Raw genomic sequence first — 15,871 nt, 5'->3', positions numbered from 1 at the left:
TTGAAGGATATTGATAAATGGCAAACCAAAAAATCCGTATCCGCCTGAAAGCTTATGATTACAGCCTGATTGACCGTTCTGCCCAAGAAATCGTTGAAACTGCAAAACGTACCGGCGCCGTTGTAAAAGGTCCGATCCCGTTGCCGACTAAAATCGAGCGTTTCAACATTCTGCGTTCTCCACACGTGAACAAAACTTCTCGTGAACAATTGGAAATCCGCACCCACTTGCGCCTGATGGATATCGTGGACTGGACTGATAAAACTACCGACGCACTGATGAAACTGGACTTGCCAGCCGGTGTTGATGTAGAAATTAAAGTTCAATAATTGTTGCTTTTATGAAACCGAACGGGTATCCCGTTCGGTTTTTTGTTATCCATGTGTGTTGTAAAAATTAACAGCACTGTTACACTTTCGGCTTTTGTTTGAGGATCTGATTGGGAAGTGATTCGGTATTATCAAGAATGTCGATAGACGTAGGAAACACGCTCTGTTCTTGACAACGCTGGATAGTTATTTAAAGAAACATTTAAGCAAAAACAAAAGCTGTTCGAGGTAGAAAAAAGTATAAACAAGATGACAATTTCCTATATCTAAGGTCGTCTGAAAGCCATTTATATCTTTCAGACGACCTTTATGGATTTAACCAAAAGGAGTCCGTTTTAACGATTTTTAGGAGGCTGGAGTTTCTCTACCTGAATGTCTTTCGGATGGTCAGCGATAAATGATTTGGTCGCTTTGAGAATTGCTTGGATGCGAGGATCAGTCCATGGGACGATTTTATTGTGTTCATCACGTTTGTCCGACCAGATAATCACGCCGTCCATATATTTGCTGCAGATTTCGAGCATTTTCTGCCAGCGTCCAGCATCGATAAATTGTTTGAAATACGGGCTGTTGCTTGCGGAATAATATTGCGGCCAGAGATAGCCGATGATTTTTTTGTCTGGATAACGTTTTCTAATCTCGGCGACGGTGGTTTGGACGTCTTTTTCCCATTGCGCCAAATCGGGCGTGGTGATGTAGAACACGGGATTGGCGTAGTCGCTGATGGCTGCGCTCATCTGACGACGTTTGCTGAACTGCCGCCATTTTGCCAATACTGCTTCGTTGTCCGCCTGAGTTTGGTAGTAGCGGATGGCATGCAGGTGTTCGTCGGGCAAGCCGTAGTTGCTGATGTAGGCGCGGGGATTTTCTTCTTTGAAAATCTGGTACATACGGGCAAAGTCGGCTTTAAGTTCCTGAGGCGTGAGGATTTGTCCGTCTTTTTCGGCAAACCAGGTTTCGATGTCGGTGGAGATGGTGCGGTAGCCTTCGCGATAGGATTGGCGCGCCAATTCGCGGATGCGTTTTTCGTTCAATACGCCGTGTTTGCGCTTGCCGGCAGGGTCGGGCATCACCAGCTCGGATTCGTAAATCAGGAATACTTTGGACAATTTGTCGGCGGTCAGGTCGGTTTTGCCGACGTAGTCCATGCGGTCGTAAATGATAAAGTCTTTGCCGGAGGCAAGCGCGGAGGCGGCGGCAAGGAAGAGTAGGGATGCGGCGTGGATTAATGGTTTCATTGGGTTTCTTTTGAATAGGGTATTTGCTGCTTCGGAAATGTGTGGGCAAGTTTACATAAATTAATGGGAAAGGTCGCGGCAAACAAGGCGGAAGGGGTAAAAACAAGTCAAAGGTCGTCTGAAAAGGGTAAGCGGCGTTTTCAGACGACCTTTTGGCGGCTGGCGGCAGTTTGTCTCTGTTCCATCCTGTCGCTTTGCTATAAAATCAAACCTCTCTTCAACCCGAAATCCAAATCAGGAAAATCATGATGGAAGCAGCTGGACAACACAACGTCGATGCGGACGAAATCGCTAAATTCAGCCAAATTGCGGATAAATGGTGGGATAAAAACGGCGAGTTCAAACCTCTGCACGACATCAATCCGCTGCGCTTGGGCTATATTGACTCGTTCGCGCAGTTGGCGGGCAAGCGTGTTTTGGATGTCGGCTGCGGCGGCGGGATTTTGTCGGAAAGCATGGCAAAACGCGGCGCAGCGCACGTTACCGGCATCGATATGGCGGAAAAATCGCTGCAAACCGCCCAAGCCCATGCTGCTGCTGAAGGTGTAGACAACATCGATTACCGCTGCGTCCGCGTCGAAGACCTCGCCGCCGAACAGCCACACAGCTTCGATGTTGTAACCTGCATGGAAATGATGGAACACGTTCCCGATCCCGCCGCCATCGTCAAAGCCTGTTCAGAGCTAGTGAAGCCTGACGGCATGGTGTTTTTCTCCACCATCAACCGCAATCCTAAGTCTTATCTTCATCTGATTGTCGGGGCGGAATATGTGTTGAACGTCGTACCCAAAGGGACGCACGATTGGCAGAAATTCATCACGCCCGCCGAACTGGCGCGGATGTGCAGACAGGCTGGATTGGATGTTATCAATACTAAGGGCATGACCTACAATCTTTTGACCCGCCGCTATTCCTTATGCGACTCGACAGAAGTCAATTATATGATCGCCTGCCGTCCAGTCTAAAGTTGTTTGTCCGAATCATGATAAAAGGTCGTCTGAAAAATGTTTTTCAGACGACCTTTTGATTATTGTGCAAGGCCTGCAACCGAATACCTCAGCTTATTGCTTACGCTTATCCCACCAAGCGAATAAGTTGCCCAAGACGGTTCCCGATACGGAGTGCCAGACGCAGGCGACGGCGGTGGCGACGGCGGATTCGGCGTTACCTGGGAAGAATTTGGCACTCAGACCGGTGGCGAGACCGGCGTTTTGTACGCCGACTTCGATGGCGAGGGTACGTTGTTTGGCGGTATTCATGCCGGTCAGTGCACCGCTGTAATAGCCGAGGATGTAACCGCCGATATTGTGAGCGGCGATGGCGAGGACCATAACGAGAGCGGATTCGGCGAAGCGGTGACCGTGGACAGCTGCAACACCGCCGACGATGCAGGCAAAGGCGACAACGGCAACAGCGGGCATAATGGCGCGTACATCTTCAAACCAGTGTTTCTTGTGCAGCAAAATATTGGCGGCAGAGCCGATAACAACGGGCAACAGGGTAACGAGCAACATAAACTTGAACATGCCCCAGCCGTCCATTTCGACGGTTTGTCCGACAAGGTAAGTCATCCACAGCGGCGTCATAACGGGGGCAAGGACGGTGGAGACGGTGGTCATGCCGACTGAGAAGGCAACATCGCCTTTGGCAAGGAAACTCATGATGTTGGATGAGACACCGCCCGGGCAAGTACCGACCAAAACCAGACCCAGCGTCAATCCGGGCGAGAGGTTGAAAGCTTTGGCAATACCGATAGCGAGCAGCGGCATGATGGTGTATTGGGCGACTGCACCGATGAAAATATCGAGCGGACGTTTAGCCAAAATTTGATAATCTTCTTTGCCCAAAGTCATGCCCATACCGAGCATGATGATGCCGAGTACGACGACTTGAGTGTCGCCTTTTACCCATGAAAAGGTAGCAGGCTCGATAAAGGCGACGACTGAGGCAAGGACGATAATCAGGGCAGTGAATCGGGTCATTTGCCGGCTGACGGCAGTCAGGAAGTTCATAGTTTGCTCCTTTGTAAGTTGTTATGTATGACGGCGGTTGTCTTAATTTAACGGATATTAACTTTTCCATGTGATTCTGGCAATAATGGACAGATGTGTGTCAAAGGTCGTCTGAAAACTGAGAAAGTACTGTTTTTGATAACGACGTTTTTTCTAGGAACTGATTTATATATTGTCAACAATGTTTAATTGACACCTATAAACTATTCACAATCAATCAATAAGTAGTCAAAAGTAATGCCATGATTGAAAAAAATATTTCATTTATTTGCTGAGTATTCCGTATAAAAATGCCTGAAATCCTAACTAGTCTTTGACAATCTTTAACCCATCCCCTAATATCCAACAGTTTGATTCCGCACGGCGGATTTAAGAAAAACATTTTTGAGATTTTGAGAGGTAAAACAATTATGGAATGGGAATTTAACAGTTACTACACGTTGATTGCCGCTACATTGGTTTTGTTGATCGGTAAGGTTTTGGTAAACAAAGTCAAATTCCTGCGCGATTTCAACATTCCCGAGCCTGTGGCAGGTGGCTTGATTGCTGCGATTATTCTGTTTGCACTGCATCAAGCCTACGGCGTGAGCTTCAAATTTGAAAAACCGCTGCAAGATGCATTCATGCTGATTTTTTTCACCTCTATCGGTTTGAGTGCGGATTTCTCGCGTCTGAAAGCAGGCGGTCTGCCTTTGGTGATTTTCACTGCCATCGTAGGTGCATTTATCATCGTGCAAGATTTCGTCGGTGTCGGCTTGGCAAAAGCTTTGGGGCTGGATCCTCTGATCGGCCTGATTACCGGCTCGATTACGCTGACCGGAGGACACGGTACGGCAGGTGCATGGGGTCCTGACTTTGAAAGTAAATACGGCTTGGTCGGTGCTACCGGACTGGGTATGGCTTCGGCAACATTCGGCCTGGTATTCGGCGGTTTGATCGGTGGCCCGGTTGCGCGTCGTCTGATTAACAAACTGGGACGCAAACCCATTGAACCGAGTGCACGCAAAGAAAATGCCGATGAGCATACCGACGATGTCTTCGAACAAGCGAAGCGTACACGCCTGATTACCGCCGAATCCGCAGTCGAAACGCTTGCCATGTTTGCAGCGTGTTTGGCATTTGCAGAAATTGTGGACGGCTTCGACAAAGAATATCTGTACGACTTGCCGAAATTCGTATGGTGTCTGTTTGCCGGTGTCGTTATTCGTAACATCCTGACTTCTGCGTTTAAAGTCAATATGTTCGACCGCGCCATCGACGTATTCGGCAATGCCTCCCTGTCGCTTTTCCTCGCAATGGCACTTTTGAACCTGAAATTGTGGGAATTGACCGGTCTTGCAGGACCTGTAACCATCATTCTCGCCGTACAAACCGTCGTGATGATTCTGTACGCAACCTTCGTTACCTACGTCTTTATGGGACGCGACTACGATGCCACCGTTTTGGCGGCAGGACACTGCGGCTTCGGTTTGGGCGCCACGCCGACCGCCGTTGCCAATATGCAGTCCATCACACAGACTTTCGGTCCTTCGCACAAAGCCTTCTTGATTGTGCCTATGGTCGGCGCTTTCTTCGTGGACTTGATTAACGCGGCAATCCTCTCCGGTTTCGTAAACGTTATCACCAAATAGGTAAGCGTTTATAACGGTTCGTTGAAAAAGCACTTGCAACATTTACTTGCTGCAAGTGCTTTTGTTATGATGGTCGTCTGAACGGCAGGCCGGTCTGGTCTGCAACCGCATCAAGGAGATATTTATGAACAAAAAACTGCTGGCTTTGCCGCTCGTCCTGATATTGTCCGCGTGCGGCAAGGATGAGCCCAAGCAGGCTTTGGAATGCAATCATCCCGCCGCCATCCAAAGCATCAAAACACAAATCCAAAACATTATCCGCCAAGAAGCGCGCGCATTCGCCCGCAACGACAGCCGCCAATTTGTCGATGCGGACAAAGTCATTGCTGCCGGTTCCGAACTGGAAATCGGCTTAAACAATGCCCAACAAATTGATGAGGATAACAAAACCATGTGCGGTGCGGATTTAAGCATCCGCGTTCCTGCCGATGTCCTTAATGCAGCGGAAGACAATAGCCCTTTGATTTACAGCGAAACGACTTTAGCTGAAATACTGGAACAAAAGCTGACAGGCAGCAATTTGAAATTTGCCGACAATACGCTTTCAACTTCCGTACGTTATACGCCTGATAAAGACGGCAACGCCGTTTTGGAAGACAACACTGTCTCCATGACGGCGCGCACGCTGTCCTCGCTGCTGCTGCCCTACGGTGTCAAAAGTATCGTAATCATTGACGGCAAGGCAGTCAGCAAAGAAGATGCCATGAAGTTGTTGAAAGACAAATACGATGAGCCGCCTGCCGTTTCTCCGGAAGATATTCTGGAAAACAATGCTGCAAGCCAAGCATCGGGCGTGCCGCAGGCTGCAGGATTGGAAACCGAAATCTTGCGTCCTGATGCAGAAGCGAAACGCGAAGAGCCGTCGTTTTCGCAAAGCGATTTGGACAATGCACGCAGTCAAAACCGCAATGCAGATTCCGAAATTCAAAGAATATGGGACGGAATGGAACATACTGTTCAAAAGGAACTGCTCACCGAACAGCGTGCCTGGATTCAGAACAAGATCCAAAACTGCCAACAGGCTGCTGCCCAGGCTGACAGCCCTGCTCATGCCGAATACCTCAAGCTCCAATGCGATACCCGCATGACGCGCGAACGCACGCAATACCTTCGCGGCTATTCGATTGACTAGACGGATATTCCTTCTCGATCATCAAAAGGTCGTCTGAAACTTTGATCTCAAGGTTTCAGACGACCTTTTTTCCTTTTTTCTTTATTTGGCTTTGTCTGATTTATAGTGGATTAAATTTAAATCAGGACAAGGTGAGGCAACGCCGTACTGGTTTAAATTTAATCCACTATATTTGTAATTTTGATACAAAATCCGACAAATTTCGTTTCCATATGAATTGCAGCAGGTAAAGCAATAGCGATATCGCGAAGGAGGAAACTCGGCAAAACCCTTTAACAAATTCGTTAAAATTATTTTATTTCAATGTATTAAAAATCGAAAAATCCTCGAAAAGGTCGTCTGAAACGGCGTGCATGGTTTGTGATGTAAGTCAAAGAGAAATGTAACAAAATTACTTATAGTAATCGTAGTAAAAATTTATTGACTTTATTGCCACCTTATATCAAGGAGATACACCATGAACGCATCAGCCGACAATGTCGTCAGCCCCACCGTAGCCGAGGTCAACAGTTTGGTTGAAAAGGGTTTGCGCTCGTTGGACGAGTTTCGCAAGCTGAATCAGGAGCAGATTGATTATATCGTTGCCAAAGCCTCCATTGCTGCGCTGGACAAACATGGTGTACTCGCCATGCACGCGGTCGAAGAAACGGGGCGCGGTGTATTTGAAGACAAGGCGACTAAAAACCTGTTTGCCTGCGAAAACGTCGTGCGCCGCCTGCGCGATTTGAAAACCGTCGGCGTCATCAGCGAAGACGATGTAACCGGCATTACCGAAATCGCCGATCCGGTCGGGGTCGTCTGCGGTATCGTGCCGACCACCAATCCGACTTCCACCACCATTTTCAAATCCCTGATTGCGCTGAAAACCCGCAATCCGATTATTTTCTCGTTCCACCCTTCCGCCCAACAGTGTTCCGCCCATGCCGCCCAAATCGTGCGCGATGCCGCGATTGCCGCCGGCGCGCCGGAAAACTGTATCCAGTGGATTGAAAAACCGTCTATGGAAGGCACTTCCGCGCTGATGAAGCATCCGGGCGTGGCGACGATTTTGGCGACCGGCGGCAATGCGATGGTGGAAGCCGCTTATTCCTGCGGCAAACCCGCGCTCGGCGTCGGGGCGGGCAACGTGCCTGCCTATGTCGAAAAAACGGCAAACATCCAGCAGGCGGCACACGACATCGTGATGTCCAAAGCGTTCGACAACGGCATGATTTGTGCCAGCGAACAAGCCGTCATCGCCGACAAAGAGATTTATAAAGAGCTGGTCGAAGAGTTCAAATCCTACGGCGTGTACTTCGCCAACAAAAAAGAAAAAGCCATGCTCGAAGACTTCATCTTCGGCGTTACGGCAAACTGCGCCAACTGCGGCGGCGCGAAACTCAATGCCGCCGTTGTAGGCAAACCGGCGGCGTGGATTGCCGAACAGGCTGGGTTTAAAGTCCCCGAAAAAACCAACATCATCATCGCCGAATGCCGCGAAGTCGGCCCCAACGAGCCGCTGACCCGCGAAAAACTCTCGCCCGTACTGGCGATGCTCAAAGCCGATTCCACCGAACAAGGCTTGCAGTTTGCCGAACAAATGGTCGCTTTCGACGGCTTGGGACACTCCGCCGCCATCCATACCGCCGATCATGAATTGGTAAAAACCTTCGGCACCCGCGTCAAAGCCCTGCGCGTGATTTGGAACTCGCCCTCCACCTTCGGCGGCATCGGCGACGTTTACAACGCCTTCCTGCCGTCCCTGACCTTGGGCTGCGGCTCTTACGGCAAAAACTCCGTCGGCGGCAACGTCAGCGCAGTCAACCTGTTAAACATCAAAAAAGTAGGCCGTCGGAGAAACAACATGCAATGGTTCAAAGTACCCGCCAAAATCTATTTCGAGCGCGATTCCATCCAATACCTGCAAGACATGAAAGACTGCGAAAAAGTCATGCTTGTGACCGACCGTTCGATGGTCGATTTGGGCTTCGTCGATAAAGTAACCCACCAGCTCCACCAACGCAAAAACAAAGTAACCATCCAGCTTTTCACCGACGTCGAAGCCGATCCGAGCGTCCAAACCGTCTATAAAGGCACGGATTTGATGCGCAGCTTCCAGCCCGACACCATCATCGCTCTGGGCGGCGGCTCGCCGATGGACGCGGCAAAAGCCATGTGGCTCTTCTACGAACAGCCCCAAGTCGACTTTGAAGACCTCGTCCAAAAATTCATGGACATCCGCAAACGCGCTTTCCGCTTCCCCGAGTTGGGCCGCAAAGCCAAATTCATCGGCATCCCCACCACATCGGGTACCGGCTCCGAAGTCACGCCGTTTACCGTCATCAGCGACGGCGACAAAAAATACCCCATCGCCGACTACTCGCTGACCCCGACCATCGCCATCGTCGATCCCGCGTTTACCATGACCGTTCCCGCCGGCGTAACCGCCGACACCGGTCTGGACGTACTGACCCACGCCGTAGAAGCATACGTTTCCGTGCTCGCCAACGACTTTACCGACGGCCTCGCCCTGCAAGCCATCAAGCTCGTGTTCCAATACCTCGAACGCTCCTACAAACACGGCGCGTCCGACCCCGAAGCGCGCGAACACATGCACAACGCCTCCACCATCGCAGGCATGGCGTTCTCCAACGCATTCCTCGGCATCAACCACTCGATGGCGCACAAAATCGGCGGCAAATACCACGTTCCACACGGCCGCGCCAACGCCATCCTGCTGCCGCACGTCATCCGCTACAACGGCACGCGCCCGCAGAAAACCGCCACCTGGCCGAAGTACAACTACTACAAAGCCGACCTGAAATATCAGGAAATCGCCCGTACCTTAGACCTACCGTGCGCCACCCCTGCCGAAGGCGTAGAATCCTTCGCCCGCGCCTGTCATGAACTGGCGGTCAACGTCGGCATCAAAATGTCGTTCAAAGAGCAGGGCATCGACGAAAAAACCTTCATCGACGGCCGCAAAGAACTGGCACTGCTGTCCTTCGAAGACCAATGCACCCCCGCCAACCCGCGCCTCGCATTGGTCGCCGACATGGAGGAAATCCTGACCAAAGCCTATTACGGCGAATAAAGTTCGCGAAACACAATAAGGCGTAAGAAAAGGTCGTCTGAAAACCAGAAATACGGTTTTCAGGCGACCTCTGTTTTTTATATTGTGCCCCACTTATTTTTAGCAGCCGTAGCGTGGGTTTTGCCCACGAAGCAGACAAAACAGAATAGTCTCGGCAAAATTTTGTATTTCGCGGGCAAAGCCCACGCTACGAAATATATTTTTCAGACGACCCCCTCACTATTTGCCCTATCACTCACCTCGTTTTCTCAACTCCGCCGGTGTGCAGCCGAAATATTCGCGAAATGCCTTGGTAAAGCTTGAAACATGGGCGTAGCCGCAACGGTAGGCTATTTCGCCTATGCTGACGCTGTCCGTACCCAAAGCATACAGCGCATATTGCATATGCTTGTGCCGCAGCCACTCGCTTGCCGTCGTACCGAACGATTCTTTAAGGCGGCGTTGCAGCGTCCGCTCGCTGATATGCAGCGCGTCGGCAAGCGCGGATACTTGGTGCGCGCCCGCATCGAATGCCTGGTTGAGCAGACGGATGAAACTTTCCGAAGGATGAGGCGGTTCGGCGGCGGTTTCGGTATAGGGATAGCGCTTGAGAAAATCCGTCCACAGTCCTGCCAAAAGTTGCAACACGTCCGCTTCACGCTGTAAGTCGTCCGCCAATCCGCCTTGCTCCGCCCCCTTCAAGCTGCTTAAAGCAAGGCGGCGCAGACCGCTGTCCAGCGGCCAATGTCTGACTTTTTCCCGATAAACCGCCTGCAGCAAACCCGCATATTGCGGGCGCGCCAGCCAGCGGTCTAACCCCTTGAGCGTCAGTTTCGCCGTATGCCCGCCTTCATACAAATAACGGCTGAACAAGATTTCCTCGTCGCACGCAATCAATAGGACATGTCCGCCTTCAGCTTCAATACGGTAACGTTCGCGATTAATGCCGAAATCCAAACTGCCTTCGAGCAGCAGGACAAACGCGATGTAAGGCTCCGACAGGCGCGTGCTTTGAAACGTTTTGCGCGCGGTCAGGCTGCCGCCGTGCAGGGAAATGCCGCTGCACAAGGTTTCAAAACGGTAGCTGCCGTCCAAATAGTCGCCCCCTTCGCCCTGTTGAACCATGTTGACGAGCTGTTGGCTGTTAAGACAGGATGTTTCCATAAGCTGTGTGGTGGAATCCGCGTATTTTGAACAAAAGGTCGAGCTACTTTATCACAATGGCAGAAAGACGGAAAACGGCGGGAATTGGTGAAAGGTCGTCTGAAATGATATTCAGACGACCTTGAACGGCTGTGTTTTAAATATGGTATTTATTCATTCATTTCATCATCAGGCAGTCCAAACCACCTTAAGGGAATCGTGTTAAATTGGTAATGACAGTTAACACTGATAATATAATCTAAAACATCCTTATACTCTGGTTTACTGTACCAATTATTCAAAACATATACATACTCAACCCGCCAACCTAAAGAGTGAACCAATTTTGTATATTGTTTTCTCTTAAAGTCGCAAGTTTGTAATTTCTCATCTACTGAACTAGGGGTTTGTTGGAATTTGATTTCAATAATAAATAAGGTATCACGGATGATGATAAATAACCCATTGTCGGGTAGTAATCTTTTAGATAGATGGTCTTTCCAATTAATATTGTATTCCGGTCTTTCCAAAAATCGGTAAAACTCATATTTTTTGAAACAATAAGCCTTCAATTCTCCATTGAACAAAACTTCGTAACCAGCATTATCATTCGTTTTCCTTAAGTCATATCCAGGAATTTCTTCAAACAGCTGTCGTAAGTCCGTACGTTCTTCGAATCTGAGTCCTGTTTGTATTTTTGCACCGCCGATTCCACCAATAATCATTTTTCTAACCTTTTCTTTGCTAATTCAAAAAAATCTTCTTCTAGTTCGCAACCACAAAATTTCCGATCATGTTTTAAGGCGGCGGCTCCTGTTGTGCCGCTGCCCATGAAAGGGTCAAAAATTAAATCTCCGATGTTTGAAGCTGAGAGTATGCAGCGTTCAAGAAAGGCGAGTGGTTTTTGTGTCGGATGTTTGCCGAATGTTTTTTCGGTTTTATTTGGAGGTGCGAATGCCCAAACACATTTCATTTGTTTGCCGTCATTTTGTGTTTTCATAGTTTCATAATGAAACGTGTGTTTGGCTTTTTTATTTTTCTTTGCCCATAAAATTGTTTCTGTTGAATGGGTAAAGAAACGGCAGGACAAATTAGGGGGAGAATTGGGTTTTCCCAAGTAATATTGTTCAAAATATGGTATCCGATGGTTTGCATCAGGTAGCCGATTAAATAGATATTATGGAATGTGCCGCAAACCCAAATTGTGCCGTTTGGTTTTAATAAGGCGTAACACAGTCGGAGCAATTCCAAATCTGCCGCCATTCCGTTGGATTTATCCCAGTTGCCCTTATTGACGGAAACCATTTGTCCGTTTTGACAACTGAAGCCGTTGTTGGAAAGAAAGTAAGGAGGGTCTGCGAAAATCATATCAAAACAGCTGTTTGGATGTTTTCCCAATATCTTCCGCATGACGTTAAGGGAATTTTCGTTGTAGAGAACAAGGTCGTCTGAAACGATTTTTTCCAAACGACTTTGATAAATGGCGGCTTCTTCAGCCGGTTTGTCGAAATCACGCATAAATTGCCAATAATTCTCCAACTTTTTTACGACTGCTGCCCTTTGCGGCAATATTTCTTTGTACTTCAACTGTTTTCAGAATGGCAGAAGAATAGATATCCCTTGTGAATTCAGTATCATGATTTGGAATCAAAACGCCTTGGGAGTTGGGCGCAATTTATTGATTTTTTGTAAAGTCCGCGACCAATGAATTCGATCATATTTTGATCACGCAAAATTTGCAACTGTTGGCGGATTTTGTCTTTGATATGGTTGTTTTGGGGAAATTGGATGGATAGTTTGTTTTCAAATTCATACATTTGCGACAATGTGAATTCTTTGGGGAGCTGGTCGATACATTTCATAATAGCCAAAAGCCAGCCTTTGCGTTCCGCATTTTGGTTGCGTAAAAATAGATTGGATTGCCATTTTTTCAGAACGATTTCGGGTTCGATAATGCGAGAATTGTCTATTAAGAATATTTTGCCGCTTTCAGGTAAAGGTACAAGATTAATGGAACACATGATGTGGTGTGGTCGGTTTTTAATACCTTTATTTCTGGGAATAATCATGTCCGGTGTTATGAAATGTTTAGGTACGAGCACCAATTGCTGTATGGAATAATCCGCTTTTTTATATGCAAGAAAGAAAAAGTTGGGGTTGGTATCTGACTGGATGCGCTCCAACATGGTGTGATATGCACCGTCAGGCACACTGTTGCCTATAGTTTTTTGATTTTTACTCTTTAATTCATATTGCTCGTGACAGTTTGGACAAAAGAGGTCTGCAACAGGTTTGTTATTGGTAAATCTCTGCATCGGCTTGCTTCCGCAACAGGGGCAGTAGCCGTTTTTTTCTAGCCAAGCCTCGCTCATTACACGGATTTTGTGGGTTGCTTTATTTTGTTGCTTACCCAATTCGGTATCGAAAAATAAATTCATGTTTTGGATTTTGAGATTAAGTTATAGTGGATTAAATTTAAATCAGGACAAGGCGACGAAGCCGCAGACAGTACAGATAGTACGGCAAGGCGAGGCAACGCCGTACTGGTTTAAAGTTAATCCACTATATTTGAGGTCTGTAATGTAGACAACTCAATCTACCTTAAAAAGGTCGTCTGAAAACCCTGTTTCCAAGTTTTCAGACGACCTTTCCTAATTACAGCAATCAATGCCGAATCGGCTTTACACCACGATATTCACCAGTCTGCCCGGTACGACGATGATTTTCTTGGCGGGCTTGCCTTCCATGAATTTCACCGCGCCTTCGGTGGCGAGTGCGGCGGCTTCGAGGTCGGCTTTGGAGGCGTCGGCGGCGACGGTGATTTTGCCGCGCAGTTTGCCGTTGACTTGAACCATGACTTCGATTTCGGATTTGACCAAGGCGGCTTCGTCGACTGTCGGCCAGCCTGCTTCCCACAGTTTCGCGCCGTTCAATTCGCTCCACAGGGTTTCGCAGATGTGGGGCACGATGGGCCACAACAGGCGTACGGCGGTTTCCAATACTTCTTGGGCGACGGCGCGGCCTTGTTCGCTGCCGGTGTCGGTTTTGTCGTATTGGTTGAGCAATTCCATCACGGCGGCGATGGCGGTGTTGAACTGCTGGCGGCGGCCGTAGTCGTCGCTGACTTTGGCGGTGGTGGCGTGCAGTTTGTGGCGCAGGTCTTTGAGTTCTTTAGACAAACCGTCTTGGCTGCCTGCAAACGCTTTGACCGCGCCGCCTTGTTTCAGGTATTCGTAAACGGTGCGCCACAGGCGGCGCAGGAAGCGGTGTGCGCCTTCGACGCCGCTGTCGCTCCATTCGAGGGACTGTTCGGGCGGTGCGGCGAACATCATGAACAGGCGGGCGGTATCCGAACCGTATCTTTCAATAATTTCTTGCGGATCGACGCCATTGTTTTTGGACTTGGACATTTTTTCCATGCCACCGAATTGAACAGTGGTGTGGTCATCTGCCCACATTAAACTATAAGTACCGTCTTTTTCTTTTTGTACATCATCAGCGTTGTACCAAGTTTTGATGCCTTTTTCATTCTCACTATAAAAAGTTTCAGCCAGTACCATGCCTTGCGTGAGCAGGCGTTCGAACGGTTCGTCCACGCTGACCAAGCCTTCGTCGCGCATCAGTTTGGTGAAGAAACGCGCGTACAAGAGGTGCAGAATCGCGTGTTCGATACCACCGATGTATTGGTCGACCGCGCCCCAGTATTTCGCGGCTTCAGCCGATACCATGCCTTCTGCGAACTTGGGCGACATGTAGCGGAAGAAATACCAGCTCGATTCCATGAAGGTGTCCATGGTGTCGGTTTCGCGTTTTGCCGCGCCGCCGCAGCATGGGCAGGTGGTTTCGTAAAACTCGGGCATTTTTGCCAAAGGCGAACCCATACCGTCGGGTACGACGTTTTCAGGCAAAACGACGGGCAGTTGGTCGGCTGGGACGGGTACGTCGCCGCATTTTTCGCAATGGACGATGGGAATCGGGCAGCCCCAGTAGCGTTGGCGCGAAATGCCCCAGTCGCGCAGGCGGTATTGGGTTTTCGGTTCGCCCGCGTCTTGGCTTTGCAGCTTGGCGGCGATGGCGTCGAATGCCGTCTGAAAATTCATGCCGTCCAAGTCGCCGCTGTTGACCAATACGCCGTTTTCTTTGTCGGCATACCATTCTTGCCATTGGTTTGCGTCGAATGCGTTGTCGCCGACGGCAATGACTTGTTTTTTCGGCAGATTGTATTTGGTGGCGAACTCGAAATCGCGTTCGTCGTGCGCCGGAACAGCCATCACCGCGCCGTCGCCGTAGCCCCACAATACATAGTTGGCAATCCACACTTCCAGCTTGTCGCCGTTGAGCGGGTTGATGACGTAGCGGCCGGTCGGCACGCCTTTTTTCTCCATCGTCGCCATGTCGGCTTCGGCAACGGAACCCGCTTTGCATTCGGCGATAAATGCCTGCAATTCGGGTTTGTCGGCGGCTGCGGCGGTTGCCAGCGGATGCTCGGCGGCAACGGCAACATAAGTCGCGCCCATCAACGTGTCGGGACGGGTGGTATAAACTTGCAGGAATTTCGCGTAATCGCCTTCCAAGCCTTGTTTGCTGTCGTCTGAAATAGCAAAGCGCACGGTCATACCGCGTGATTTGCCGATCCAGTTGCGTTGCATGGTTTTGACTTGTTCCGGCCAGTGTTCCAGCTTGTCCAAGTCGTTGAGCAGCTCTTCGGCATAATCCGTGATTTTGAAGTAATACATCGGGATTTCGCGTTTTTCGATCAACGCGCCCGAACGCCAGCCGCGCCCGTCGATGACTTGCTCGTTGGCCAGGACGGTTTGGTCGACCGGGTCCCAGTTTACCGTGCCGTTTTTGCGATAGACGATGCCTTTTTCAAACAGCTTGGTAAACAGCCATTGTTCCCAGCGGTAGTATTCGGGTTTGCAGGTGGCGACTTCGCGTTCCCAGTCAATCGCAAAACCCAGGCTTTTGAGCTGGGTTTTCATGTATTCGATGTTGTCGTAGGTCCAAGCGGCGGGGGCGACGTTGTTTTTCATCGCCGCATTTTCCGCCGGCATGCCGAACGCGTCCCAACCCATAGGCTGCATGACGTTGAAGCCGTTTAAGCGTTTGAAGCGGCTCAATACGTCGCCGATGGTGTAGTTGCGCACATGCCCCATGTGCAGCTTGCCGCTGGGGTAAGGGAACATGGAGAGGCAGTAGTATTTGGGTTTGGAAGCGTCTTCGGAGACGTTGAAAATACGGGCGTCATCCCATTTTTTCTGCGCCGCAGGCTCGATGGCGGCGGGCTGGTAATGTTCTTGCATGGTCATTCTGTTTTTCGCTTGAAAATGTGAG

At 49.5% G+C, this 15,871-nt stretch carries 10 protein-coding genes and 4 pseudogenes; 6 read left to right on the top strand and 8 right to left on the bottom strand.

What is annotated here, in order from left to right:
• Window positions 1-17 precede the first annotated feature (17 nt).
• Complete coding sequence (gene rpsJ, locus NSCA4_RS0101310) at window positions 18-329, top strand: 30S ribosomal protein S10 (RefSeq protein ID WP_002642322.1); 312 nt, start codon at window positions 18-20, stop codon at window positions 327-329.
• 335 nt (window positions 330-664) lie between these two features.
• On the opposite strand, the gene NSCA4_RS0101305 is transcribed toward rpsJ, so the two are convergent.
• Window positions 665-1,567, bottom strand: coding sequence for a hypothetical protein (locus tag NSCA4_RS0101305; protein ID WP_016686474.1), 903 nt, complete (start codon window positions 1,565-1,567; stop codon window positions 665-667).
• A gap of 245 nt (window positions 1,568-1,812) precedes the next feature.
• Here NSCA4_RS0101305 and ubiG point away from each other — a divergent pair, with 245 nt between their 5' ends.
• Window positions 1,813-2,532 (top strand): bifunctional 2-polyprenyl-6-hydroxyphenol methylase/3-demethylubiquinol 3-O-methyltransferase UbiG, encoded by a 720-nt coding sequence (ubiG, locus tag NSCA4_RS0101300; RefSeq protein ID WP_029609436.1) that lies wholly within the window; start codon window positions 1,813-1,815, stop codon window positions 2,530-2,532.
• A 96-nt stretch (window positions 2,533-2,628) separates the two neighbouring features.
• Here ubiG and NSCA4_RS0101295 read toward each other — a convergent pair whose 3' ends face one another.
• Window positions 2,629-3,579 carry a bile acid:sodium symporter family protein gene (locus NSCA4_RS0101295; RefSeq protein ID WP_016686472.1) on the bottom strand — a complete coding sequence of 317 codons (951 nt, stop codon included), beginning with the start codon at window positions 3,577-3,579 and terminating at the stop codon, window positions 2,629-2,631.
• A gap of 410 nt (window positions 3,580-3,989) precedes the next feature.
• On the opposite strand from NSCA4_RS0101295, the gene gltS reads away from it, so the two are divergent.
• The 3 genes from gltS to adhE all read left to right on the top strand — a co-directional run bounded on the left by gltS (window position 3,990) and on the right by adhE (window position 9,415).
• Window positions 3,990-5,210: a sodium/glutamate symporter gene (gene gltS / locus NSCA4_RS0101290; protein WP_016686471.1), complete on the top strand. Its 1,221-nt coding sequence runs from the start codon at window positions 3,990-3,992 to the stop codon at window positions 5,208-5,210.
• A 124-nt stretch (window positions 5,211-5,334) separates the two neighbouring features.
• Entirely contained in the window at window positions 5,335-6,342 is a 1,008-nt protein-coding gene (locus NSCA4_RS0101285) for a lysozyme inhibitor LprI family protein (protein WP_016686470.1), read from the top strand.
• Window positions 6,343-6,799: 457 nt separating this feature from the next.
• Window positions 6,800-9,415: a bifunctional acetaldehyde-CoA/alcohol dehydrogenase gene (gene adhE, locus NSCA4_RS0101280; protein WP_016686469.1), complete on the top strand. Its 2,616-nt coding sequence runs from the start codon at window positions 6,800-6,802 to the stop codon at window positions 9,413-9,415.
• 231 nt (window positions 9,416-9,646) lie between these two features.
• Here the strand turns inward: adhE and NSCA4_RS0101275 are convergent, their stop codons facing one another.
• From NSCA4_RS0101275 to NSCA4_RS0101260, 5 genes and pseudogenes are all read right to left on the bottom strand, one after another.
• Window positions 9,647-10,558 carry an AraC family transcriptional regulator gene (locus tag NSCA4_RS0101275; protein WP_016686468.1) on the bottom strand — a complete coding sequence of 304 codons (912 nt, stop codon included), beginning with the start codon at window positions 10,556-10,558 and terminating at the stop codon, window positions 9,647-9,649.
• Window positions 10,559-10,707: 149 nt separating this feature from the next.
• A complete protein-coding gene (locus tag NSCA4_RS0101270; RefSeq protein WP_016686467.1) occupies window positions 10,708-11,262 on the bottom strand; it encodes a hypothetical protein in 555 nt (184 codons plus the stop codon).
• Window positions 11,259-12,055 (bottom strand): annotated as a pseudogene (locus NSCA4_RS12575) (DNA-methyltransferase). Before NSCA4_RS12575 ends, NSCA4_RS0101270 begins: the two are co-directional and overlap by 4 nt.
• A pseudogene (locus NSCA4_RS16245) lies at window positions 12,048-12,212 on the bottom strand (DNA adenine methylase); the annotation flags it as partial. The pseudogenes NSCA4_RS16245 and NSCA4_RS12575, both read right to left, overlap by 8 nt.
• Window positions 12,185-12,975 (bottom strand): annotated as a pseudogene (locus tag NSCA4_RS0101260) (DpnI domain-containing protein). The pseudogenes NSCA4_RS16245 and NSCA4_RS0101260, both read right to left, overlap by 28 nt.
• 19 nt (window positions 12,976-12,994) lie before the next feature.
• On the opposite strand from NSCA4_RS0101260, the pseudogene NSCA4_RS14880 reads away from it, so the two are divergent.
• Window positions 12,995-13,108 (top strand): annotated as a pseudogene (locus tag NSCA4_RS14880) (IS5/IS1182 family transposase); the annotation flags it as partial.
• Window positions 13,109-13,218: 110 nt separating this feature from the next.
• Here NSCA4_RS14880 and leuS read toward each other — a convergent pair.
• Entirely contained in the window at window positions 13,219-15,840 is a 2,622-nt protein-coding gene (gene leuS, locus NSCA4_RS0101255) for a leucine--tRNA ligase (protein ID WP_029609434.1), read from the bottom strand.
• Window positions 15,841-15,871 lie beyond the last annotated feature (31 nt).

Source organism: Neisseria sicca 4320 (assembly GCF_000193735.1).
Taxonomy (GTDB): Bacteria; Pseudomonadota; Gammaproteobacteria; order Burkholderiales; family Neisseriaceae; genus Neisseria; species Neisseria sicca_E.
The sequence above is the reverse complement of the archived record's forward strand: the minus strand, read 5'-3'. Positions and strand labels throughout refer to the sequence as shown.

Excerpts from the sequence above, each read along its gene's own strand:
- rpsJ (WP_002642322.1), top strand. The coding sequence starts at position 18 with ATGGCAAACCAAAAAATCCGTATCCGCCTGAAAGCTTATGATTACAGC.
- NSCA4_RS0101305 (WP_016686474.1), bottom strand. The coding sequence starts at position 1,567 with ATGAAACCATTAATCCACGCCGCATCCCTACTCTTCCTTGCCGCCGCC.
- ubiG (WP_029609436.1), top strand. The coding sequence starts at position 1,813 with ATGATGGAAGCAGCTGGACAACACAACGTCGATGCGGACGAAATCGCT.
- NSCA4_RS0101295 (WP_016686472.1), bottom strand. The coding sequence starts at position 3,579 with ATGAACTTCCTGACTGCCGTCAGCCGGCAAATGACCCGATTCACTGCC.
- gltS (WP_016686471.1), top strand. The coding sequence starts at position 3,990 with ATGGAATGGGAATTTAACAGTTACTACACGTTGATTGCCGCTACATTG.
- NSCA4_RS0101285 (WP_016686470.1), top strand. The coding sequence starts at position 5,335 with ATGAACAAAAAACTGCTGGCTTTGCCGCTCGTCCTGATATTGTCCGCG.
- adhE (WP_016686469.1), top strand. The coding sequence starts at position 6,800 with ATGAACGCATCAGCCGACAATGTCGTCAGCCCCACCGTAGCCGAGGTC.
- NSCA4_RS0101275 (WP_016686468.1), bottom strand. The coding sequence starts at position 10,558 with ATGGAAACATCCTGTCTTAACAGCCAACAGCTCGTCAACATGGTTCAA.
- NSCA4_RS0101270 (WP_016686467.1), bottom strand. The coding sequence starts at position 11,262 with ATGATTATTGGTGGAATCGGCGGTGCAAAAATACAAACAGGACTCAGA.
- leuS (WP_029609434.1), bottom strand. The coding sequence starts at position 15,840 with ATGCAAGAACATTACCAGCCCGCCGCCATCGAGCCTGCGGCGCAGAAA.